We start from the raw sequence: 22,151 nt of genomic DNA on the forward strand, positions 1-22,151 counted from the left end.
AAGCGCCTGTTTATAACGACTCGTTTGCAGGGTCTTAAGTGCGCTGTTTAGTTTATTCACAAATCCGCCTTTTTTGTTTTAGTTGGTCCATATAAAATCCATTTTACTGGATTGTTTCATGATATTTTCAACTACTGTTTTTTCTAGATCTAAAATTGATTTTAAAGCATTATAATCAATTTTATCGGCATCATCGGTCGGCATATGGTAGTCTGGGTGTCCACCAGTATGGAAAAACAACACCGGTATATTCTTTTTGTAGAATGAGGTTTGGTCAGATCCGCCGTTGCCATCCTTGCTAAGATTAAATTTTATAGGTGCCTGAACATCTTTGAATATAGCTGGCCATTGACTACTTGTTCCATAGCCGATTACAGCAAGGCCATTGCTGGGATTATAACGGCCGATCATATCCATATTGAGCATGGCTGTGATTTTCTCCAATGGTAGGGTAGGGTGTTCCGTAAAATATTTGGAACCAACTAATCCCAATTCTTCCGCTCCGAAAGCAATAAACAACAAGTTGTAGGGTTCTTTTTCATTGTTGCTGCTAAAGTAACGTGCGAGCTCCAATAAACCAGCTGTACCGGAGGCATTATCGTCGGCTCCATTGTGGATTTTGCCTACTCCTAAGGAATCTTTTGAACTTCCTTGACGACCTGTTCCCAAGTGATCGTAATGTGCGCCTATAACAACTGTTAAGTCTGCGCCATTGTCAATAAATCCAATGATATTATCTGCATTGCGAATGCTGTCTGCAACTTTTACTTTCCAGACTTTGGCTTTGAAGGATTGGCGGTACCCTTTTTCACCTTTAGGCTGAAGTTTATATTTTTTGAATTCTTTTTCAATATAATCTGCAGCTTTAAATACTTCCTTACTGCCCGTTCCCCGTCCCTGCATTTTGTCGTCAGCGAGGTAATATATATGTTTCTTTAAGTTGGAAACTTCGATCTGCTGTGCCTGTGCTATTTGGATTCCTAGTAGGCCGCAAAATGTCAGAAGTAGGCTAATGTTTTTCATGCTAATAGTAGAGTTTAGATAGTTGTATTGGGTTATATGTACAAAAAAATAAAAGCCTTGGGATTAACAAGGCTTTTAGGGATATTTCGTTAATCTTCAACGATTTCACTGTGGATGCTGGATTTCTCTTCTTTTTCTGTTTTGAAATACCGTTTTTGAAATAACAGGATCAAAACCACCCCAACAGAAATTGCCGAGTCGGCAATGTTGAATACAGGTCGGAAGAAGAGGAACTCTTCACCGCCCCAAAAGGGCACCCAAGAAGGGAAGTTGCCTTGAATTAATGGGAAATAAAGCATATCGACCACTTTTCCGTGCAGGAAGGAAGAATAACCACCACCTGCTGGGAATAAACTCGCTTTATCATACCAGGTACTTTCACTAAAGATGACACCGTAAAAAGCAGAATCGATGATATTTCCTAAGGCACCGGCGAGAATTAGGGCAACATTCAAGATAAAACCACGGTTATACTTATTTTTGATCATGTAATGCAGGCCGTATCCAATACCAGCTACGGCTAAAATACGAAATACCGTCAAAAATAATTTTCCATAATCACCACCAAATTCCATACCATAGGCCATTCCATTGTTTTCAATAAAATGAATCTGGAAAAATTTGCCCAATACATGGTGGCTTTGTCCAATTGTCATTGTGAGCTTAACCCATATTTTTGACAATTGATCTATTAAAAGTATCGCTACGATGAGCGCGATCGGTTTCGTATAACCCTTCATTGTGTTATAAAAATGGTCTTTGCCTAAGCAAAGACCATATATTTAATGCCTAAAATTAATATTGTTTGTTTTTCGCTTCGATGCTCAACGTTGTATGTGGAACAGCTTTCAAACGTTCTTTTTGAATCAGTTTTCCGGTCTCTCTACAGATACCATACGTTTTGTTCTCGATGCGCACCAACGCCGCTTCTAGGTTGTCGATAAATTTCTTTTGACGAGCAGCCAATTGATTTGTTTGCTCTTTTTCTAAAGTAGCTGAACCATCTTCCAATGTCTTGTACGTTCCAGCAGTATCGTCGGTACCATTAGCATTACTGTTATTAAGCGTTGCGGTCAACGAGGTAAGCTCTTCTTTTGCTATTCTAAGCTTGTCCAAGATAATATCTTTGAATTCTTGTAATTCTGAATCGCTATAGCGTGTTTTCTCGTTGTTGTTTGCCATAATTTAATTTTTTTGGATTAATGCCTTAAGTTCTTTGCCATCGATCTCGATGGTCTCTCCTTCAGTTAGTGAATCTTCAAATACCAATGAATCGGCCAGAATTTCGGTGCAAATATACGATAAATTTTCGTTGGCAGCATTGACCACTTCTGAAGCAGCTGTTAACTTTACGTTAATTCTATCAGTGACTTCTAATCCTTTATCCTTCCTTAGATTTTGTAGGCGGTTGATCAATTCTCTTGATAAACCTTCTTTTTTCAATTCTTCGGTGATATGTACATCTAATGCTACGGTCAATTTACCTAGATTCGCGACTTGCCATCCTTCAACGTCTTCTGCTATAATTTCTACATCGCTCAGTAAAATCGTATATGGCGTGCCTGCTAGGGCCAATTCGCCTGTTGATTCCAATGTGCTGATTTGATCTATAGTCAACGATTGGATAGACGAAGAAACTAACTTCATATCCTTACCAACTTTCGCGCCAAGAGCTTTGAAATTTGGTTTTATTTTTTTCTTAATAATACCAGTGGTATCTGTAATGAACTCGATATCTTTGATATTGGTCTCAGAAAGTATCAGATCTTTTACTTTCTCTACCTTTTCTTGGAAAGCACTATCAAGTACCGGAACCAAAATTTTATTTAATGGTTGACGTACATTGATGGAAGTTTTCTTCCGTAAAGAAAGTGTCAGCGATGAGATATCCTGCGCTAAAGCCATGCGTTCTTCCAGATCTTTATCGACTAGACTTTCATTATAAACGGGGAAATTCGCCAGGTGAACAGATTCTACTTGTTCCTTGTTCGTGGCTGAATTCAAATCCAGGAATAATCTATCCGAGAAGAAAGGTGATATTGGCGACATCAATTTCGCAATCGTATCAAGACATGTATAAAGTGTTTGATAGGCCGAAATTTTATCTTCTGTATAATCTCCTTTCCAGAAACGACGACGGCAAAGACGGACATACCAGTTGCTGAGATGTTCATCAACAAAGTTTTGAATAGCGCGCGCGGCCTTTGTAGGCTCGTAATCCGCTAAGTATTCGTCTACTTCCTTGGTCAACGAATTTAACAAGGAGATAATCCAACGGTCAATTTCGGGACGTTTTTCCAAAGCAATATCTGGTTCTGAATAAGAGAACTTATCGATATTGGCATACAATGCAAAAAAAGCGTAGGTATTATATAAAGTACCAAAGAATTTACGGCGGACTTCATCCAACCCTTCCATATTGAATTTAAGGTTGTCCCATGGTGCGGCATTACTGATCATGTACCAGCGTGTTGCATCGGCACTGTATTGATCGATCGTCGAGAATGGATCAACACCATTGCCTAGGCGTTTGGACATCTTATTTCCATTTTTATCCAATACCAAGCCATTGGAAACCACGTTTTTGAAGGAAACCGATTTGTACATCATCGTAGAAATCGCATGTAAGGTAAAAAACCAACCCCGTGTTTGATCAACCCCTTCAGCGATAAAGTCTGCCGGGTATGCATGATCGAATCCAGCTTTAAAAGGAAACTCTTCGCCTTTGGCTAATTTTTCGTGATCCAATCCCCATTGTGCATAAGGCATTGCGCCCGAATCAAACCAGACGTCTATCAAATCAGGTTCGCGGAATAACTTTTGTCCGGCATCAGAAACAAGAACGATATCGTCCACATATGGGCGGTGAAGATCCAGTTGCTCGGTGTCGAATTTATCCAAGTAAGCTTTATTCTTCGCTTTTTCATCGTCAGACAAAACGTCTGAGGTCAAAGAAGTTTCCAATAAGGACTTTAATTCAGGTAAGGAGCCGATACAAACTTCTTCATTTTCGTCTTCTGAACGCCAGATAGGAAGTGGAGTTCCCCAGTAACGCGAACGCGAAAGGTTCCAGTCTACCAAGTTTTCTAACCAGTTTCCAAAGCGGCCGGTACCGGTTGCTTCAGGTTTCCAGTTGATGGTTTTATTTAATGCAACCAAATCTTCCTTCACTGCTGTGGTGCGGATAAACCAGCTATCTAATGGATAGTATAGAACAGGTTTGTCGGTACGCCAACAATGTGGATAGGTATGCTCATATTTTTTGACATCGAAAGCTTTGTTGTCCTCTTTTAGTTTGATAGAGATCAACACGTCTGTGGGTTTGAAGTCTTCTTTTGAACGTTCCTCAGCGCTGTAATATTCCTCTTTGACAAATCTTCCTGCAAAATCTGTGATTTCACTTACAAAACGTCCAGTACGGTCAACAGTAGGTACCTCTTTTCCATTTTCATCTTTCACCAAGATGCCCGGTACACCATGTTCTTTTGCTACACGAAAGTCATCCGCACCATAAGTAGGAGCAGCGTGGACGATACCGGTACCGTCTTCGGTCGTAACAAAGTCGCCTGGAATAACGCGGAAAGCATTTTCTTGTAAGTCCGCGTTGGTGATATAGGGCAACAATTGCTCATAGCGCAAGCCAACAAGTTCTTCGCCTACAAATTCTGCTGCAAGCTCCCAAGGAATTACTTTGTCGCCCAATTTATAGTCTTGGAAGGACGCATTTTCTCCTTCCGCTTTAAAATGTTTGCTGATCAAATCTTTCGCTAACACGACAGATACAGGAGCTCCAGTATATTTATTGAAAGTTCGGATCTTAACATAATTTATTTTCTTGCCTACAACCAAAGCTGTGTTGGACGGTAAAGTCCATGGCGTGGTCGTCCAGGCAATGAATGCTACATCCTCCGCATCGTCGTCAACTAATTTTTCTATAGCTGGATGAAGCTGACTTTTGATAAGTCTAAATTCTGCAACGATGGTGGTATCTTTAACATCTTTATAGGTGCCGGGCTGGTTAAGTTCATGCGAACTCAATCCTGTACCTGCTGCCGGAGAGTAAGGTTGTATCGTATAACCCTTGTACAAAAGACCTTTTTTGTAAAGTTCTTTTAATAAATACCATAAGGTTTCGATGTATTCATTCTTGTAAGTAATATAAGGATGCTCAAGGTCAACCCAATAGCCCATTTTGGTGGTTAGGTCATTCCATACATCGGTATATTTCATTACCTCCTTGCGACAAGCGTCATTATATTGTTCTACGGTAATCTTTTTGCCGATATCCTCTTTTGTGATTCCAAGAGCTTTTTCGACAGCAAGTTCAATGGGCAGACCATGGGTATCCCAGCCGCCTTTTCGTTTCACTTGGTAACCTTTCAAAGTCTTGTAACGACAGAAAATATCCTTAATCGTACGTGCCATCACGTGGTGAATTCCAGGCATTCCATTTGCAGAAGGCGGACCTTCAAAAAATGTATAGGTCTTGCTTTCAGGACGATTATTGATACTTTTTTCGAATATTTTTTCCTGTTCCCAACGGGTCAAAATCTCTTTACCTATCTCGGGTAAATTTAACTGCTTATATTCTTTGTACATCAGACTGTTGTATGCTTCTTTTCTAAAGGTCGCTAATTTAGTGATTTATGATGGAAAATGAAAGAGGGCTTTGTTGTGCTTATATCATTAAATCGAGGTTGAACTTTTTGAAATCTCCCCCTTGATCAACTCGCGAAAAACGACGGTAGTATCTGCTACGACAAAGGGACTACCCATGGCAGTCCCTTTGTTATTTCATTCTTGCTGAAATTCAGTTATGCTGAAAAACTGCTTCCGCATCCGCAGGTACTTGTTGCATTGGGATTATTGAATGTGAAGCCCCTTGCATCGAGTCCCGATTTGAAGTCGATTTCCATACCGGCAAGATATAGGCCATGTGCTTTGTTCATAAAGATGCGAATTCCTTGAATTTCGTATTCGTTATCGCCGTCCTTTTTCTGGTCAAAGCCCAAGATATAACTCATACCGGAACAACCGCCGCCTTCAACACCGACACGTAAACCAAAATCATCAGAGATTTCTTGTTGATCCTTTAATTTATTTAGTTCCTTGATTGCCCCTTCTGTTAAAGAAACAGGAGCAACTGCTGTATGTTCTGTACTCATTGTAATAGTGTTTTAGCCAATCCAATACAAAAATACATTTTTTTAATGGCAAAATGCTTGACCGGAATTTTTTGACATTTTCGAAACATTCAATTCTTCGTACGCTTATTCGGTCCGATAGCATCATAAAATGATCTTGACCTAATTAGGTAATTCGCATAAATAAGGTTTTTTTTCTAAGAATATTTAATAAAATAGGACTTTTTGTCGATATTCTTTATGGAATATGCTATCTTTGAGGCATTAAAATAAACTACAAAATTTACTTTACAACATTTAAAAACAATGGAAAGAGATCAAGCCATTTTTAATTTAATAGCTGATGAGCTTAAACGCCAAGAAGAAGGTATTGAATTAATTGCTTCAGAAAACTTTGTTTCAAAACAAGTGATGGAAGCTGCTGGTTCAGTGTTGACAAATAAATATGCAGAAGGCCTCCCAGGAAAACGTTACTATGGAGGTTGTGAAGTTGTGGATGAGATTGAAACCATCGCAATTGATCGTGCAAAACAATTATTTGGCGCAGAATGGGTAAATGTTCAGCCTCACTCTGGTGCTCAAGCAAATGCGGCTGTTTTTTTGGCGACAATCAAACCTGGTGACAAAATTTTAGGTCTTGATTTATCTCACGGTGGTCACTTGACACACGGTTCACCAGCGAACTTATCTGGTAAGATCTATCAACCATTATTTTATGGTGTAAAAGAACATACAGGTCTAATTGACTACGAGCAATTGGAAGAAACAGCGCTTCGTGAAAAACCAAAGATGATCATCTGTGGTGCTTCGGCTTATTCTCGTGATTGGGATTACGCGCGCATTCGTAAAGTTGCTGACGAGATTGGTGCTATCGTAATGGCTGATATTTCTCACCCTGCAGGTTTAATCGCTCGTGGTTTATTGAATGATCCACTTCCACATTGCCATATCGTTACGACAACGACGCACAAAACGCTTCGTGGTCCACGTGGTGGTATGATTATGGTCGGTAAAGATTTTGAAAATCCATGGGGTATCAAAACACCTAAAGGTGAAATCCGTACAATCACACAATTATTGGATTTAGCTGTATTCCCAGGTACACAAGGTGGTCCTTTGGAGCATACAATCGCAGCGAAAGCGATCGCTTACGGAGAGGCTTTATCCGATGAGTATATGGAATATATCGTTCAGGTAAAGAAAAATGCAGCTGCATTGGCACAATTCTTTGTAGAAAGAGATTACAAGATCATCTCTGGTGGTACAGACAATCACTTGATGTTGGTGGATCTTCGCAACAAAGATATTTCTGGTAAAGAAGCTGAAGCTGTATTAGGTAAAGCCGGTATCACAACAAATAAAAATATGGTTCCTTTCGATACACGTTCTCCTTTTGTGACTTCAGGTGTACGTTTTGGTACTGCTGCAATTACAACACGTGGTATTAAAGAGAATGAAATTATACAAATCGGCGAATTGATCGATGAGGCATTGAAAAATGCATCTAACGATGCTCAACTGGATTTGATCCATGGCAAAGTAAGAGCAATGATGGCTGAGTTCCCATTGTATAAATAAGAAATTCCCCTAGAAATAAAAAAAGCGGAATCACCGATGCGGTGGTTCCGCTTTTTTTATTTTCTTACAGCTATTTTCAGCATAACATGTATGGTATAAGTCCGTACCAATTTAACTTATCACGGGAATTATATAATAACCTGAACCGTACTTTATACGGTTCAAATAGGGATTCATCCGAATGAGGTCCCTATTAGGTCCCTATTAACTCCCTATAAAGTTCGGATTAAATAATGCCTCATTGGCGTGTTGCTCTTCTCATGTACAACCGCTGGTTTTAGCTTGTTTCGGAGGGATTGGGAGAATTGCCTTAAGAGCTCGGTTTGGAAATGTGAGGCAGATAACTTATTTTTAAATGTTAAAAAACCTTAAAATAAATTGTAATAATTTGATTACTCATTTATTTTGCGGTAATTTGGTTTTAGATTAATTGATTGTTTTACAATAAGAAAGGATAGTTTATACGGCAAACATTTACATTTTAACACAGAACTGATAATTTATTTGCGAACTGCTAAAAAAGTAAGTGACGTATGAGACTTCTAAAAGGTAAAAGCGATCAAGAGTTGATCCAAATGTATGTCGGTGGCCAAGAGTCCGGTCTAGAGGCATTGTTGAATCGATATAAATCGAAAATATATACTTCTATATATATGAAAGTAAAAGATGAATATCTTGCTGAAGATATTTTCCAGGAGACTTTCATTAAAATCATCAACACATTAAAATCCGGTAAATATAATGAAGAGGGTAAGTTTTTACCTTGGGCTATTCGTATAGCGCACAATATGATTGTTGACTTTTTTAGAAAAGCAAAACGTGCTCCAAATATTGTGAATGCTGATGGCTTTGATATTTTTGAGGTGCTCGAATTTAGTGATGAAAGCGCAGAGTCAAAAATGCTCAAACAGCAGGTTGATGTTGATCTTAAAAAAATGATCCAAAAACTTCCGGACGATCAAAAAGAAGTGCTCATTATGCGACACTTTTGTGATATGAGTTTTAAAGATATTGCGGAAATAACCGAAGTAAGTATCAATACTGCTTTGGGGAGGATGCGCTACGCATTGAGTAATTTACGTAAGATGATTGAAGGTACCGATCTTACCCTGCAAATGGGCTATTTATAATAAAGGGGGCATTTCAAAACGCCCCTTTTTATTTACATTCCTAATTGGGATTACAGGCAGTATCGCTGCTTTTGTATTTTCCTGCCGCTTGTTTGTAATTAAGGCAATGCTACAATCCTTTGCGCATCATGCCTTCAAAAGCCATTTCTTTCAATAAACTCCCCTGATCGAACTTAAAATAACTGTGCGCCTTCGGAAATGACCGATGAGTATACGTATTGAATTCTTGTTAATCAGTGTAAGTGTTTCGTTGGACCGAAGCTGAAAGCGGAGTTATTTGTCCAAATGATGTGGTAATTATGTCATGTGGAGATCAGAAGAACCTGTTCTTTTTGTCAGGTCAAAGACTTTTTTTATCTTAGAAATTTATGCATATACCTTTTTTCAACGATTGGAATAAGGTTTGATAGTCATATTATAACTATAAAACGATTGAATAGCTATGTACTTGATTTTATTTATTGGAATAATGGTGGTAAGCCTAATTGTCCAAACAAGATTCAAAAACAAATTTAAGAAATACTCCGAAATGCCTTTGAGCAACGGGATGTCTGGAGCTGAGATTGCGCAAAAAATGTTAAATGATAACGGTATATATGATGTAAAGGTATTGTCTATCCCAGATCGTTTGGGAGATCACTATAATCCGTCGGATAAAACCGTTAATTTAAGCCCTGAAGTTTACAGTGGTCGCAGTGTTGCAGCTGCAGCGGTAGCGGCGCACGAATGTGGTCACGCTGTACAGCACGCCAAAGCTTATAAATGGTTGGGATTCCGTTCGGCAATGGTACCGATGGTCAATGCGGCTTCCAAAATGACTTCATGGGTATTGATGCTCGGCGTTATGCTATTTGCTTTTTCTAAAGGTGGTAACCCATGGCTTTTAGCTGTTGGAGTTGGGGCGCTGGCTATTACGACCTTATTTTCTTTTATCACCTTGCCTGTCGAGTTTGATGCGTCGAACCGCGCGCTGGAATGGTTAAACCATGCTGGTGTAACCTATAATGGTGAAGAGCATGACGGTGCAAAAGATGCTTTGAAATGGGCAGCGATGACGTATGTTGTAGCAGCGTTAAGTGCGTTGGTGACACTTTTATATTATGCATCGATTTTATTCGGTGGCCGTAGAAGTGATTAAATAGGGGTATTGTAACTTTATCCTACAAAAATGCGATTATTTTTTATAGTCGCATTTTTTATGGTGTGTTAATGAGGTTACTATAGACAATTTTTTTAACTTTGCTGTTTATATAGAATAAGATTCAGATTTTATGTTTTCAAATCTTCAAGATAAGTTAGATAGGGCCTTTAAAGTATTAAAAGGACAAGGTAGTATTACCGAGATCAACGTTGCAGAAACGATGAAAGAAATTCGCAAAGCGTTGTTGGATGCCGATGTGAATTATAAAACTGCCAAAACTTTTACCGACGATGTTAAACAAAAAGCTTTAGGCGAAAATGTACTGACAAGTATTTCCCCGGGCCAATTGTTGACGAAGATCATGAATGATGAGTTGACAGCTTTGATGGGCGGATCTGTTACAGAGCTTGAGACTGGAAAAAATCCAACAGTTATTTTAATTGCGGGTTTGAATGGTGCTGGTAAAACAACGTTCTCAGGTAAGTTGGCCTTGTACCTTAAAGATAAAAAGAATAAAAAACCATTATTGGTGGCTGGTGACGTTTACCGTCCTGCAGCGATCGATCAATTGGAAGTGCTCGCGGAACAGGTGGGCGTACCAGTGTATGTGAATCGTGAATCTAACGATCCTATTGCGATTGCCAAAGCCGGTGTGGAAGAAGCAAAACGTAATGGAAATAACGTTGTAATCATCGATACAGCTGGTCGTTTGGCGATCGATGAGCCTTTAATGGTAGAGATTACTGCAGTTAAAGAAGCGACAAAACCAGACGAAATCCTATTTGTTGTGGATTCAATGACTGGTCAAGATGCCGTGAATACGGCTAAAACGTTCAACGACCGTCTGGACTTTACAGGTGTAGTATTGACTAAGTTGGATGGTGATACACGCGGTGGTGCTGCATTGTCGATTAAATCTGTCGTTAATAAACCCATTAAGTTTATTGGTACAGGTGAAAAGATGGATGCATTGGACGTATTCCACCCTGATCGTATGGCATCCCGTATTTTGGGTATGGGTGACGTCGTATCCTTAGTGGAACGTGCGCAGCAACAGTTTGACGAGAAGCAAGCTGCAGAGCTCCAAAAGAAAATCCGTAAGAATAAATTCGATTTCAACGATTTTAAATCCCAGATTCAACAAATCAAGAAAATGGGTAATATGAAAGACCTCATGGGAATGATCCCTGGTGTTGGTAAAGCAATGAAAGATATTGAAGTAGATGACAATGCTTTCAAACCCATTGAAGCGATTATCGATTCCATGACACCTTTTGAACGCGAAAATCCAGATGTCATTGATCAAAAACGTCGTTTACGTATTGCGAAAGGATCAGGTACTGATATTAATGAAGTGAATAAGTTATTGAAACAATTTGGTGATATGCGTAAAGTCATGAAGCAGATGTCTAATCCAGCGATGGCAGCTAAAATGATGCGTAATATGCCCAAAATGCCAGGAAAAATGTAATTTTTAGAGAATAGTTACATCATAAGAAGGGCATCGTTTTATACGATGCCCTATTTTTTTTTCTGAAAGTGTCTGATCTTATTGGCCAGAAAGAACCTTCAGTCCGCTTTCATTGCTGTTGGTGTCTGCGAAGTCATGAAGGCTTTGATCATTGTATTGCCTTTTTGATTAATTTTTTCGTTTCTACTATGCGCTGTACAAGATGAATCTATGTTACTTGCGGACAGGATACTGCTGGTTGATTCCGTAAAATTCGAACTGTTTTTAAAGAAATAATTCGTAATTTCAAGTTCCTCACCCGAGTGAACGAAATATTTGTTAAATTTGTAATTATTATGGATGACCCCGCGCAATTATCGGAATACGGCAAAATCCTTATCATTCTTCTGATAGGGGCGCTGTTAGTCTGTGCGACCATTTTTCTTGCACGTTTAATCTCTCCGAAAAAGAATAATCCCATCAAATCTGGTACCTACGAATGTGGAGAGGATCCCATTGGTTCTTCTTGGGTTCAGTTTAATCCACGGTTTTATGTGATCGCCCTCGTATTTTTACTTTTTGATGTGGAGCTTATTTTTATTTTTCCATGGGCCACTGTATTTGGACAGTCCGAATATATTGCAGCAGATGGAAGATGGGGGTGGTTTACCATGATAGAAATGGCGATGTTCATTGGCATTTTAATTCTAGGGTTGGTTTTTGTCTGGAAAAAGGGCGATTTAGAATGGGTTAAACCGAATGTGTCCTTACCTAAAGTTCCTGTACCTATCCCGGATAGCGCCTATGCAAGCCTGAATAGTAAGACCTATCAGGTGCGTGATTATGCACTGGTTGTAGATGAAACTGTCGCGCACAAAACAACGGTAGATGAACAGGTGTCGACGCCGAAACCAGCCTTTAAACCTCGATTTAAAAAACCTGAGTAAGCATGAGTTTAGATAGTCAATTGCAGAATAATGGTGTTATTGTTGCCAAATTAGATGATTTGCTGAATTGGGCAAGATTATCTTCGATGTGGCCTATGAGCTTTGGTATTGCTTGCTGCGCCATTGAAATGATGGGGGCAATGGCTTCAACTTACGATTTAGATCGGATGGGCGTATTTCCAAGGCCTTCTCCAAGGCAATCCGACGTGATCATTATTGCTGGAACGGTTACCTTTAAGATGGCCGATCGTATCAAGAAACTATATGAACAGATGCCAGATCCTAAATATGTTATTTCGATGGGCTCTTGTTCCAACTGTGGTGGTCCATATTGGCAGCATGGTTATCATGTGGTCAAGGGGGTAGATCGCGTTATCCCTGTGGATGTTTATGTCCAGGGATGTCCGCCACGTCCAGAGGCGCTAATTGGTGCTTTTATTGAATTGCAAAAAAAGATAGACAAAGAAAGCTTGTTAGGTGAGCAATTGTTCAGCGGAAAGGCTTAAAAGATAAATTTTATAAGATTTTAAATCAATTATGGCAAAAGATTTTTATGGTGAATTGCAATTGGGGATTCTTGGCGGTGGTCAACTGGGAAGAATGCTCATCCAGGAAGCCATTAATTACAATGTAAATGTTCATGTATTGGACCCGGATAAGAATGCTCCTTGTCGCAAGTTGTGCAATAAATTTGAATGTGGTTCATTGGGCGATTTTGAAACGGTCTATAATTTCGGTAAGGATTTGGACATGATCACGATCGAGATCGAGAAGGTGAATGTAGATGCTTTGGAGAAACTAGAAGGCGAGGGAGTAATCGTGTACCCACAATCACGTATCATTCGTCTGATTCAAGATAAAGGTCTACAAAAGCAATTTTTTAAACAAAACGATATACCAACGTCGGCGTTTCAATTGATATCCAATAAGGATAATTTAGTAAATGCCTCGTTAAACTTACCCTATATCCAGAAATTACGTAAGGATGGATATGATGGAAAAGGGGTTAAGAAGATTGTTACCCAGCAGGATATACAAGATGCGTTCGAAGAACCTAGCTTAATTGAAGAATGGGTAGATTTTGAAAAGGAAATTGCGGTCATTGTTGCCCGGAATGATAAGGGGGAGGTGTCTACATTTCCAATGGTGGAAATGGAATTTAATCCTCAGGCTAACTTGGTGGAATTTTTGATTGCGCCGTCTTTGTACGGTGTAGAGATTCAACAACGCGCAGAGGCTATAGCAAAAAAGATTGCCGATGATTTGCAGATCGTAGGTATATTGGCTGTAGAGATGTTCCTAACGAAAAATGGTGATATTTTGGTCAACGAATTGGCTCCGCGCCCTCATAATAGTGGTCATCAGACAATAGAGGGTAATTATGTGTCGCAATTTGCACAGCATTTAAGGGCTATATTCAATCTACCGTTAGGTGATACCAGATGCAGAACGAATGCCGTTATGATTAACCTGTTAGGTGAACCTGGCTATGAAGGATTGGCCAAATACGAGGGAGTAGAAGAGGTGTTGGCAATGGAAGGCGTATATATCCATTTATATGGAAAGAAATATACGAAGCCATTCCGCAAGATGGGCCATGTTTGTATCATCAATGATGATCGGGAGAAAGCGATCTCCAATGCAAGAAAAGTACAAGAAATATTAAAAGTTAAAGCTTAAACAATACTATGTCAGTCAATAATAAGGCCCAGGTAGGCATTATCATGGGAAGCAAATCAGACCTTCCTGTTATGCAGGATGCTATAGATGTGCTCAAAGCCCTTGGGGTGGAATTTGAGGTAACGATCGTCTCAGCACATCGTACACCGCAACGTATGTTTGATTATGCGAAAAATGCAGCTTTTCGTGGTTTGAAAGTTATTATTGCTGGAGCGGGTGGTGCGGCGCATTTGCCTGGAATGGTTGCTTCTATTACACATTTACCTGTGATAGGCGTGCCTGTAAAATCATCAAATTCCATTGATGGATGGGACTCGGTACTTTCTATTCTTCAGATGCCAAATGGTATTCCTGTAGCAACTGTCGCTTTAAATGCGGCGAAGAATGCAGGTATATTGGCGGCTCAGATTCTTGGTACACATGATGAAACAATCAGTAAGAATATCATCGAATTTAAAGAAGAGTTGGCGAGAAAAGTAATCGAGACAGCAGTGGAGGTAGAAGATACCGAATTTTAAGCTGACAATCTTACAAAATAAAAAAGGGAGCATTGCTCCCTTTTTTATTTTGTAAGATTTGCCTGTACATAATCGTAGCTTTTTTTGAGACTTTCCATCTTATTTGGCATATAGATATTGTCTTGCTCAACAAAAGCATATTTAAGTCCGGCTTTATTCCTTTCTTTAACGATTTCAGGGAAGTTGATGCTTCCGGTCCCCACTTCGGTATACTTGATATCATTGAAGATTTGCTCAATCGGCAATTTTCCATCTTTGGGCCATTCAATAGGATTGGATTTGGTTTTATCCATATCTTTGACATGCCAAAGTTTAAAACGGTTGGGGAATTTTTCAAACAAAGCTATCGGGTTTTTACCCGCTTTTTCTGCCCAGAAAAGGTCTAATTCAAAATCAACCAAATCAGGCTCAGTGAATGCTAACATCACCTCTTCACCCGTCGTATTATTGCCCAGATCCCTAAATTCCCAGAAGTGGTTGTGATAAGCAACTTTTAGACCTAATTTTTTAGCCTGTTCACCAGCCTTATTCAATTGCTCTGCAGCATAGAGATAATCGTCTTTTTTCAATGCATTCAGATCAAACATCGGTGTTACAGGAGCAATCACATATTCTTGACCAAGTTCTTTTGCTGCATCAAAATAAACCGCAAGGTCTTCTTTGTCGGTATGAGCTTTACTTAGGTATTTGGACATATCATAATGGCCTGAATGTGTTTTTAGACCGTTATCATCCAATATTTTCTTCAACTCTTTGTAGGGCAATTTCCAGAACTGTTTGGCTGTAGCATCTATTCCATAGAGCTCAACATGTTTATACCCAATTTTGGCAATTTGTTCCAAAGATCCTTTCGGATCTTTATCCATTAAATCGCGGATGGAATAAAGCTGTACGCCTATATTCTGTAATGGATTGTCGCTGATTGCACCGGCTTTATTTTGACAAGATATAAAGTTGGGCACCAGATAAGCTGCCGAAAGACCTATTCCAGCTTGCTTTAAAAATTGACGGCGAGAATTGTTCATCATATAATTGATTACTTGTTAGTGTACAATGTACAATTATTTGTTCAGAAATCAATGGTACAACAAGGAATATTTTTGAAGAGTATGTTGATCTTATAATTATAAAATCTTCGGAGAGATATGGTATTATGGGGGCGGTAAGAGTCCGTTACAGGGAAAGAGTGGGGAGGTCTTCATACCAATAAAAAAGGTCTGAATATTTTTCAGACCTTTTTTCTATTCAAGTAGGAAAACTTAAACAGTCATGATATCTTTTTCTTTCAGTTCAGCCAATTTATCAACTTTTACAATGAATGCATCTGTTAACTTTTGAACTTCACCTTCAGCAGTTTTGATTTCATCTTCTGAAGCGCCGTCATTTTTTAATTTTTTGATGGATTCGTTTACATCTTTACGGATATTACGAACACCAATACGGCCTTTTTCAGTTTCTTCTTTTACTTTCTTAACCAAATCACGTCTTCTTTCTTCTGTCAAAGGAGGAATATTCAGACGAATAACGATACCGTCATTTTGTGGGTTGATTCCTAGGTTAGCGTCTGTGATAGCTTTTTCAATTGCGTTGATGAGCGATTTTTCCCAAGGTTGGATAACAATAGTCCGTGCATCAGTTGTATTAATGTTAGCCACTTGTGAAAGTGGAGTGGCGCTGCCATAATAGTCTACTGAAATTCCATCTAACATGGATGGAGAAGCTTTACCCGCACGAATTTTAGTTAATTCGGATTCGGTGTGAGCAACTGCTTTGGACATCTTGTCTTTACAATCGTCCAATTCAATTGAAATTAGTTCGTTCATATAAGATTACGTTTTTTTACAGATTTAAATTATTTAACCACAGTTCCGACATGTTCACCATTGGCAAGTTTTAATAAATTGCCAGGTTTGTTCATATCAAATACAATGATCGGTAATTTGTTTTCTTGACAAAGGGTAAAGGCAGTCATATCCATGACATTTAATCCTTTCTCATAAACCTCTGTGAATGATATTTCTTCAAATTTTGTTGCACTAGGATCTTTTTCAGGATCGGCAGTATAGATACCATCTACACGTGTTCCTTTCAATACAGCATCGGCATTGATTTCGATTGCACGCAAAGATGCAGCGGTATCCGTTGTGAAATATGGGTTTCCAGTACCAGCTCCGAAAATAACAATACGGCCTTTTTCCAAATGGCGTACCGCTCTTCTACGAATGAATGGTTCGCAGATTTGCTCCATTTTGATCGCAGTAAGCAAACGTGTCTTTTTCCCAACTTTCTCAAGCGCATCTTGAAGAGCCATGCTGTTGATGACTGTGGCAAGCATGCCCATATAGTCTGCTTGAACACGGTCCATGCCTGATTTTTCAGCGCTTAGACCACGGTATATATTACCGCCACCGATAACAATTGCAATTTCTAAACCTTGATCGTGAATTTCTTTGATATCATTAGCGTATTGTGATACACGGTTAATATCGATACCATAGCTTTGGTCACCCATTAAGGATTCACCGCTAAGTTTTAATAAGATACGTTTGTATTTCATAATTGTTTTTTTGGAAATTTTCCAAAGGTCAAAGATAAAATATTTTTTTCATCCCTTAAGCCTTAAAGTGATATTTATTGTGCTTTTATTGTTTGATTAATGACTTCTTGGTAATACTGCTCATACAAAGGCATAATATTAGACAATTGGAATTTTTTTGCATGATTTAATGCCGCTTCTTTAAATTTTTCTAAGCGTTCTCCATCTTCCAAGATATAAATCGCGTTTTTCGCCATATCTTCAACATCACCAACAGCACTGAGAAATCCAGTTACACCATTTTCATTCAGCTCGGGTAAACCTCCGGTATTGGAAGAGATGACTGGAACTTGACAAGCCATGGCTTCTAAAGCCGCAAGACCGAAACTTTCCGAACTTGAAGGCATCAGAAAAAGATCTGATACAGATAATATTTCTTCCACTGCGTCCTGTTTCCCCAAGAAACGGACGTCTTTGCATACATCAAGTTCTCTGGATAACTCTTCCGCATTTCGACGCTCAGGACCATCACCTACCATTAATAATTTGGAAGGTATAACATCATGGACTTTCTTAAAAATACGAATGACATCTTCTGTATTTTTGACTTTTCTAAAGTTGGACGTATGGACCAATATGCGTTCATTGCCCGGTGCAATGGCTTTTTTGAAATGTGACCGATCTTTATTGCTGAACCTGTCCAGATCAATAAAGTTTGGGATCACTTTGATGTCTCGGGTAATGTCAAAGTATTGGAGCGTTTGATCTTTCAGATTCTGTGATACCGCAGTTACGCCATCGGATTGATTGATGGAGAATGTAACAACAGGACTAAAACTCTTGTCTTTACCAACCAGTGTAATATCCGTACCATGTAAGGTCGTTACTACAGGAATATTAATGCCATACGTGGTGAGTAAGATCTGTTTTGCCATAAATGCCGCCGATGCATGTGGAATGGCATAGTGGACGTGAATCAAATCCAACTTTTCAAAACGAACAACATCAACCAGTTTGCTGGCTAATGCAGATTCATAGGGTAGAAAGTCAAAAAGTGGATACTGCGAAACAGCTACCTCATGGTAGTACAGGTTTTCAGAGAAGAAATCCAGACGTGCGGGTTGTCGGTAGGTGATAAAATGGATCTCATGTCCATTAGCGGCCAAAGCCTTTCCTAGTTCGGTTGCAACAACACCACTTCCACCAAAGGTGGGATAACAAACAATTCCTATTTTCATTTGCGTAATTATGTCTGAGCGTATATTTTTAACGGCATTCCGTTATACGCGCTGTTTAATTTGTGTTTAAAGGCTCCAAGGAACCTAATGTTAGTATTCTGCGTGTTGTCGTCCAAGACATGTGATGTCTATCACATATAAACTATTTTTATTCATAAGGCACGGACGAAGTTATTTACCTTAACAATTGTCTTTTTAAATTATTTCATGCTAACATGAAAAATTGATAACGCTTATTCCTGAATTTTGTGTTGCAAATTTCGTCTATTTATGCGTAAAATAACAAAAACCAATTGCCATAGTTTTGTGAATTTTTTGATTGGTTAAAAAGCACTATCTTTAAATAGACATTAAATCGGTATATGGATAACTTTATAAGTGATATTTCAGGACAGCAATTTCCTTCGGAGCAACGTATTTTGGGGGCTTCAATCCGACAACCTATTTTTAAGCTGATAAAGAAGGAATATCCAAGTTTTAGTAAGGACAAGTATATCGCCGCAAGCGAGTTGACACGATTTAAGGAAACTTATATCTCCGAATTTCTGAAAGATGAGTCGGGGCAATTAAGTCAATTGGATCAGCAGGTAATCAATAGCTTTAAGGAAAATAAAGTAATCAGCGCAAGTCTGGACGGAGATGATAAGGAGTCAGTCAGCGTAGGAGATCGGGTTGCAGATAAAGTAGCTGAGTTTGGTGGAAGCTGGACCTTTATTATTTCCTTTATCTTATTTTTGATTGTTTGGATTGCAGCCAATATCTTTTGGTTAAATAATAAAGGCTTTGACCCGTATCCCTTTATTTTACTTAACTTGATTTTGTCCTGTGTGGCGGCCTTGCAGGCTCCGGTTATTATGATGAGTCAAAACAGACAGGAAGATAAGGATCGTGAACGCGCAAGAAATGACTATATGGTCAACTTGAAGGCTGAACTCGAAATCAGGGAATTGCATGAAAAAATAGATCATCTCATTATCCGCAAAGAACAAGAACTTGTCGAAGTACAACGGGATCAAGTGGAAAAATTGAGCTTTCTATTAAAAAAGATGGAAAAAATAGAAGAAGCATTTAAAAATAAATGAATTTAGAAGGAGTAATAGGAGAACTTACGTTTAAGTTTTCCAGGTCGGGTGGAGCAGGTGGACAACATGTAAACAAGGTGTCATCGAAAGTATTGCTGCAGTGGGATGTTGCGCTATCGACAGCTGTTTCTGCTGAGGAAAAAGCAATGGTGTTCACCGCATTGGCAAATCGTATAAATAAAGAAGGAATACTGCAATTGGAATGCGATATCGACCGGTCGCAGGTCCGCAATAAAGAAATCGCAATCGATCGCTTTAAGCGTATATTGACGGCCGCACTTGTGCCAGCAAAACCTCGTAAGAAAACCAAAACTCCGTATTCGAGTGTTCTCAAAAGGCTGGATCGAAAGAAACAACAATCTCAATTGAAAGCTTCAAGGAAAAAGAATTTCGATGAATAAATATGACAATATTCCGTATTGACAAAAAATAATAAATTGATTATCAGTATATTAGTTTTTAAACTAATTTATTAGTTGTTAAACTATGTTTTTAGTTATAACTTGTCTATTGATTTATTATTCAGGTATTTAATTTATTCTTGAGGAGTTATGGAGGATTTTAAAGAGTTAACGAAAGCTGAAGAGCAGATTATGCAAGAGCTCTGGGAGATGGGCCGTGGCTTTGTCAAAGAGATTATTGATCGACTTTCGGAACCGAAACCTGCTTACAATACGGTCTCGACCATCGTTCGTATTCTTGAAACGAAGGGCTTTGTAACGCATGAATCCTTTGGTAAAAGTCATCAATATTTACCAAAGATTTCAAAAGAGGAATATAAGAAAGGTATTACAGGTAAGTTATTAACCAATTATTTTGATAATTCGCCCAAAAGTATGCTCTCTTATTTTCTGGAAGAGAACAGGTTGGACATCAAAGAACTTGATGACATCTTGTCCATCATCGAACGTAATAAATAACAACCAATACTCTTTTATAAACTTTTGATTATGATTTACTTATTGATTGTCAATATTTCATTGATTATCAGTTTTGTGCTCTACAAACTGATTTTTAGAAAACTTACTTTTTTTCAATGGAATCGGATCTATCTGATTGGAATGGTTGCATTTTCTTTACTAGCTCCCGTGGGTATTTTTATTGAATTGCCCAAGACAGAGATGATTTTCAATCATATTCCACAGGTCGATTTAGGAACATATATGGATGTCGAAATCGGGAGCCCGATCGAAAAAAAACCTCTTTTTCTATTGGATATTCTTACCAAGATCTATTGGATAGGAGTGGCTGTCGCCTTTTTTTTCCTGGCGGTGCGTATCAGGCAACTTGTTCGGGTAATGCGCTCTTCTCCTGAATACTTGAGTTTTTCTTTTTTTAATAGGATTGTGATTGGAAAATCGATTAAAAACAAGGAGAATATTGCATGGCATGAGCAGGTCCATACTGCCCAGGGGCATTCCTACGATTTGGTGTTGATTGAGCTGCTGAAAATTTTTAATTGGTTCAATCCTGTTGTGTATTTCTTTCAAAAGGAAATAAGGTTTCAACACGAGTATATTGTAGATGAAATATGCTCGACCGATAAAGTGGCTTATGCAGAAATGCTGGTTGCTCATGCTTTACGTACAGATCAATTGGCTTTTTCACATGAGTTTTCCAATCATTCTTTTTTAAAGCAGCGCATCACGATGTTATTTAAAGTTAAATCTGTACAAAGACAACGCTTGTTATATGTGATTGTGTTGCCCATGCTATTGGTGGTAGCGGGGTCTACGTTGATCTTTAATACGAGTAGGGCCAAGGATATGGTAGCAGATGTTGAAGAAAGCGTCAATAGGTTAACTGTGATTGATGACCAGGCATTATCGAACCAACCTGAGGAGTTAAAAAACGAACAGGTAAATGAAGACAGGAAGATATACAAAGACCCGGAGGTATTGGCTATTCCAGTTGGAGGAATGAAAAAGTATGTCGTGGGATTGGCCAGTAGAATCCACGTGAGTGATGAAGCAATCAAGAATAATGTGATCGGGGTAATTGTCATCACAGCCATCGTGGAGAAAAATGGTGAGTTGAGCCATATAAAGGCTAAGAATGATTTGGGCTATGGCCTGGCATCAGCTGTGGAAAATGCTGTAAAAGCAAGTGGGAAATGGAAACCTGCAATCGTCAATGGGAAAGTCGTTCGATCGCTGCTTTCCTTGCCCGTTACCGTTGGCGGAAAAACAACTTATTATTGGGAGGAAACCGACACATTGGGCAGAAAGGTCCGGATGTCATCTCATTCATTCCCGGGCGCTGAATCTGGTGAAGAGACGGAAAAACAACTCAAGGAAGTAAAATCGATAAGGACGGAAAATGAGAGCGACCGCTGGAATCTTTCATTGGATTTTCAGTCCGACTTAGTAACTTTTGATAAAGTTGAGGTGCAACCAACACCTGTTGGGGGAATGCGATCTTTTATGATCTGGGTAGGCGATAATTTTGTTTTTCCTGAAGCAGCAATTAAACGGGAGGTTAATGGCATTGTTGAAGTGGTTTTTATTGTCGAAAAGGATGGTAGTTTATCCCATGTTGATGTAAAAAAAGATCTTGGTTATGGAACCAAAGAGGCGGCATTGGAGCTCCTAAAAGGTGCGAAAAAATGGAAACCGGGATTAGTCAACGGTAAACCGGTACGCGTGGCTTACACATTGCCGATTCGTTTAAATTTAAAGAAGTAA

The 22,151-nt window shown here is 38.9% G+C and carries 21 protein-coding genes; 12 read left to right on the forward strand and 9 right to left on the reverse strand.

Annotated features, from left to right (window positions below; translation table 11 throughout):
- Nucleotides 1-78: 78 nt before the first annotated feature.
- The 5 genes from ACHWSC_RS00990 to ACHWSC_RS01010 all read right to left on the reverse strand — a co-directional run bounded on the left by ACHWSC_RS00990 (nucleotide 79) and on the right by ACHWSC_RS01010 (nucleotide 6,188).
- Nucleotides 79-1,023: a M20/M25/M40 family metallo-hydrolase gene (locus tag ACHWSC_RS00990; protein WP_394675510.1), complete on the reverse strand. Its 945-nt coding sequence runs from the start codon at nucleotides 1,021-1,023 to the stop codon at nucleotides 79-81.
- 89 nt (nucleotides 1,024-1,112) lie between these two features.
- Complete coding sequence (locus ACHWSC_RS00995) at nucleotides 1,113-1,763, reverse strand: lipoprotein signal peptidase (protein ID WP_075991120.1); 651 nt, start codon at nucleotides 1,761-1,763, stop codon at nucleotides 1,113-1,115.
- Between the two features lie 55 nt (nucleotides 1,764-1,818).
- Nucleotides 1,819-2,205, reverse strand: coding sequence for a TraR/DksA family transcriptional regulator (locus ACHWSC_RS01000; RefSeq protein WP_394675511.1), 387 nt, complete (start codon nucleotides 2,203-2,205; stop codon nucleotides 1,819-1,821).
- Between the two features lie 3 nt (nucleotides 2,206-2,208).
- The gene (ileS, locus tag ACHWSC_RS01005) at nucleotides 2,209-5,622 is read right to left on the reverse strand and encodes an isoleucine--tRNA ligase (protein WP_394675512.1); all 3,414 of its coding nucleotides are present in this window, start codon (nucleotides 5,620-5,622) and stop codon (nucleotides 2,209-2,211) included.
- Between the two features lie 215 nt (nucleotides 5,623-5,837).
- A complete protein-coding gene (locus ACHWSC_RS01010) occupies nucleotides 5,838-6,188 on the reverse strand; it encodes an iron-sulfur cluster assembly accessory protein (RefSeq protein ID WP_046674047.1) in 351 nt (116 codons plus the stop codon).
- Nucleotides 6,189-6,473: 285 nt separating this feature from the next.
- On the opposite strand from ACHWSC_RS01010, the gene glyA reads away from it, so the two are divergent.
- The 8 genes from glyA to purE all read left to right on the forward strand — a co-directional run bounded on the left by glyA (nucleotide 6,474) and on the right by purE (nucleotide 14,611).
- Nucleotides 6,474-7,745: a serine hydroxymethyltransferase gene (gene glyA / locus ACHWSC_RS01015; RefSeq protein ID WP_394675513.1), complete on the forward strand. Its 1,272-nt coding sequence runs from the start codon at nucleotides 6,474-6,476 to the stop codon at nucleotides 7,743-7,745.
- A gap of 533 nt (nucleotides 7,746-8,278) precedes the next feature.
- Complete coding sequence (locus ACHWSC_RS01020) at nucleotides 8,279-8,875, forward strand: RNA polymerase sigma factor (RefSeq protein WP_075991123.1); 597 nt, start codon at nucleotides 8,279-8,281, stop codon at nucleotides 8,873-8,875.
- A gap of 442 nt (nucleotides 8,876-9,317) precedes the next feature.
- The gene (locus tag ACHWSC_RS01025; RefSeq protein WP_088160292.1) at nucleotides 9,318-10,013 is read left to right on the forward strand and encodes a zinc metallopeptidase; all 696 of its coding nucleotides are present in this window, start codon (nucleotides 9,318-9,320) and stop codon (nucleotides 10,011-10,013) included.
- Nucleotides 10,014-10,146: 133 nt separating this feature from the next.
- Nucleotides 10,147-11,487 (forward strand): signal recognition particle protein, encoded by a 1,341-nt coding sequence (gene ffh, locus ACHWSC_RS01030; protein ID WP_075991125.1) that lies wholly within the window; start codon nucleotides 10,147-10,149, stop codon nucleotides 11,485-11,487.
- 335 nt (nucleotides 11,488-11,822) lie between these two features.
- Nucleotides 11,823-12,413, forward strand: a complete 591-nt coding sequence (locus tag ACHWSC_RS01035; RefSeq protein ID WP_075991126.1) for an NADH-quinone oxidoreductase subunit A — start codon at nucleotides 11,823-11,825, stop codon at nucleotides 12,411-12,413.
- A 2-nt stretch (nucleotides 12,414-12,415) separates the two neighbouring features.
- On the forward strand, nucleotides 12,416-12,919 hold the full coding sequence (locus tag ACHWSC_RS01040; RefSeq protein ID WP_046674041.1) for an NADH-quinone oxidoreductase subunit B: 504 nt from the start codon (nucleotides 12,416-12,418) through the stop codon (nucleotides 12,917-12,919).
- 31 nt (nucleotides 12,920-12,950) lie between these two features.
- Nucleotides 12,951-14,093, forward strand: coding sequence for a 5-(carboxyamino)imidazole ribonucleotide synthase (locus ACHWSC_RS01045; protein ID WP_394675514.1), 1,143 nt, complete (start codon nucleotides 12,951-12,953; stop codon nucleotides 14,091-14,093).
- Nucleotides 14,094-14,101: 8 nt separating this feature from the next.
- A complete protein-coding gene (gene purE / locus ACHWSC_RS01050; protein WP_088160297.1) occupies nucleotides 14,102-14,611 on the forward strand; it encodes a 5-(carboxyamino)imidazole ribonucleotide mutase in 510 nt (169 codons plus the stop codon).
- A gap of 44 nt (nucleotides 14,612-14,655) precedes the next feature.
- On the opposite strand, the gene ACHWSC_RS01055 is transcribed toward purE, so the two are convergent.
- From ACHWSC_RS01055 to bshA, 4 genes are all read right to left on the reverse strand, one after another.
- On the reverse strand, nucleotides 14,656-15,639 hold the full coding sequence (locus ACHWSC_RS01055; RefSeq protein ID WP_227550265.1) for a sugar phosphate isomerase/epimerase: 984 nt from the start codon (nucleotides 15,637-15,639) through the stop codon (nucleotides 14,656-14,658).
- A gap of 231 nt (nucleotides 15,640-15,870) precedes the next feature.
- Nucleotides 15,871-16,434: a ribosome recycling factor gene (gene frr, locus ACHWSC_RS01060; protein WP_088160299.1), complete on the reverse strand. Its 564-nt coding sequence runs from the start codon at nucleotides 16,432-16,434 to the stop codon at nucleotides 15,871-15,873.
- Between the two features lie 29 nt (nucleotides 16,435-16,463).
- On the reverse strand, nucleotides 16,464-17,168 hold the full coding sequence (gene pyrH, locus ACHWSC_RS01065) for a UMP kinase (RefSeq protein ID WP_075991132.1): 705 nt from the start codon (nucleotides 17,166-17,168) through the stop codon (nucleotides 16,464-16,466).
- Nucleotides 17,169-17,242: 74 nt separating this feature from the next.
- Nucleotides 17,243-18,385: an N-acetyl-alpha-D-glucosaminyl L-malate synthase BshA gene (gene bshA / locus ACHWSC_RS01070; RefSeq protein WP_394675515.1), complete on the reverse strand. Its 1,143-nt coding sequence runs from the start codon at nucleotides 18,383-18,385 to the stop codon at nucleotides 17,243-17,245.
- Between the two features lie 362 nt (nucleotides 18,386-18,747).
- Between bshA and ACHWSC_RS01075 the strand changes: the two genes are divergently transcribed.
- The 4 genes from ACHWSC_RS01075 to ACHWSC_RS01090 all read left to right on the forward strand — a co-directional run bounded on the left by ACHWSC_RS01075 (nucleotide 18,748) and on the right by ACHWSC_RS01090 (nucleotide 22,151).
- Nucleotides 18,748-19,467 (forward strand): DUF1003 domain-containing protein, encoded by a 720-nt coding sequence (locus ACHWSC_RS01075; protein ID WP_088160301.1) that lies wholly within the window; start codon nucleotides 18,748-18,750, stop codon nucleotides 19,465-19,467.
- Complete coding sequence (gene arfB, locus ACHWSC_RS01080) at nucleotides 19,464-19,868, forward strand: alternative ribosome rescue aminoacyl-tRNA hydrolase ArfB (RefSeq protein ID WP_313262516.1); 405 nt, start codon at nucleotides 19,464-19,466, stop codon at nucleotides 19,866-19,868. The genes ACHWSC_RS01075 and arfB overlap by 4 nt, the downstream gene beginning before the upstream one ends.
- 150 nt (nucleotides 19,869-20,018) lie before the next feature.
- Nucleotides 20,019-20,387, forward strand: a complete 369-nt coding sequence (locus ACHWSC_RS01085) for a BlaI/MecI/CopY family transcriptional regulator (protein ID WP_075991136.1) — start codon at nucleotides 20,019-20,021, stop codon at nucleotides 20,385-20,387.
- 30 nt (nucleotides 20,388-20,417) lie between these two features.
- Nucleotides 20,418-22,151, forward strand: coding sequence for an energy transducer TonB (locus tag ACHWSC_RS01090; protein WP_394675516.1), 1,734 nt, complete (start codon nucleotides 20,418-20,420; stop codon nucleotides 22,149-22,151).

Origin of the sequence: uncultured Sphingobacterium sp. (assembly GCF_964277905.1) — a bacterium.
GTDB classification, from domain to species: Bacteria; Bacteroidota; Bacteroidia; order Sphingobacteriales; family Sphingobacteriaceae; genus Sphingobacterium; species Sphingobacterium siyangense.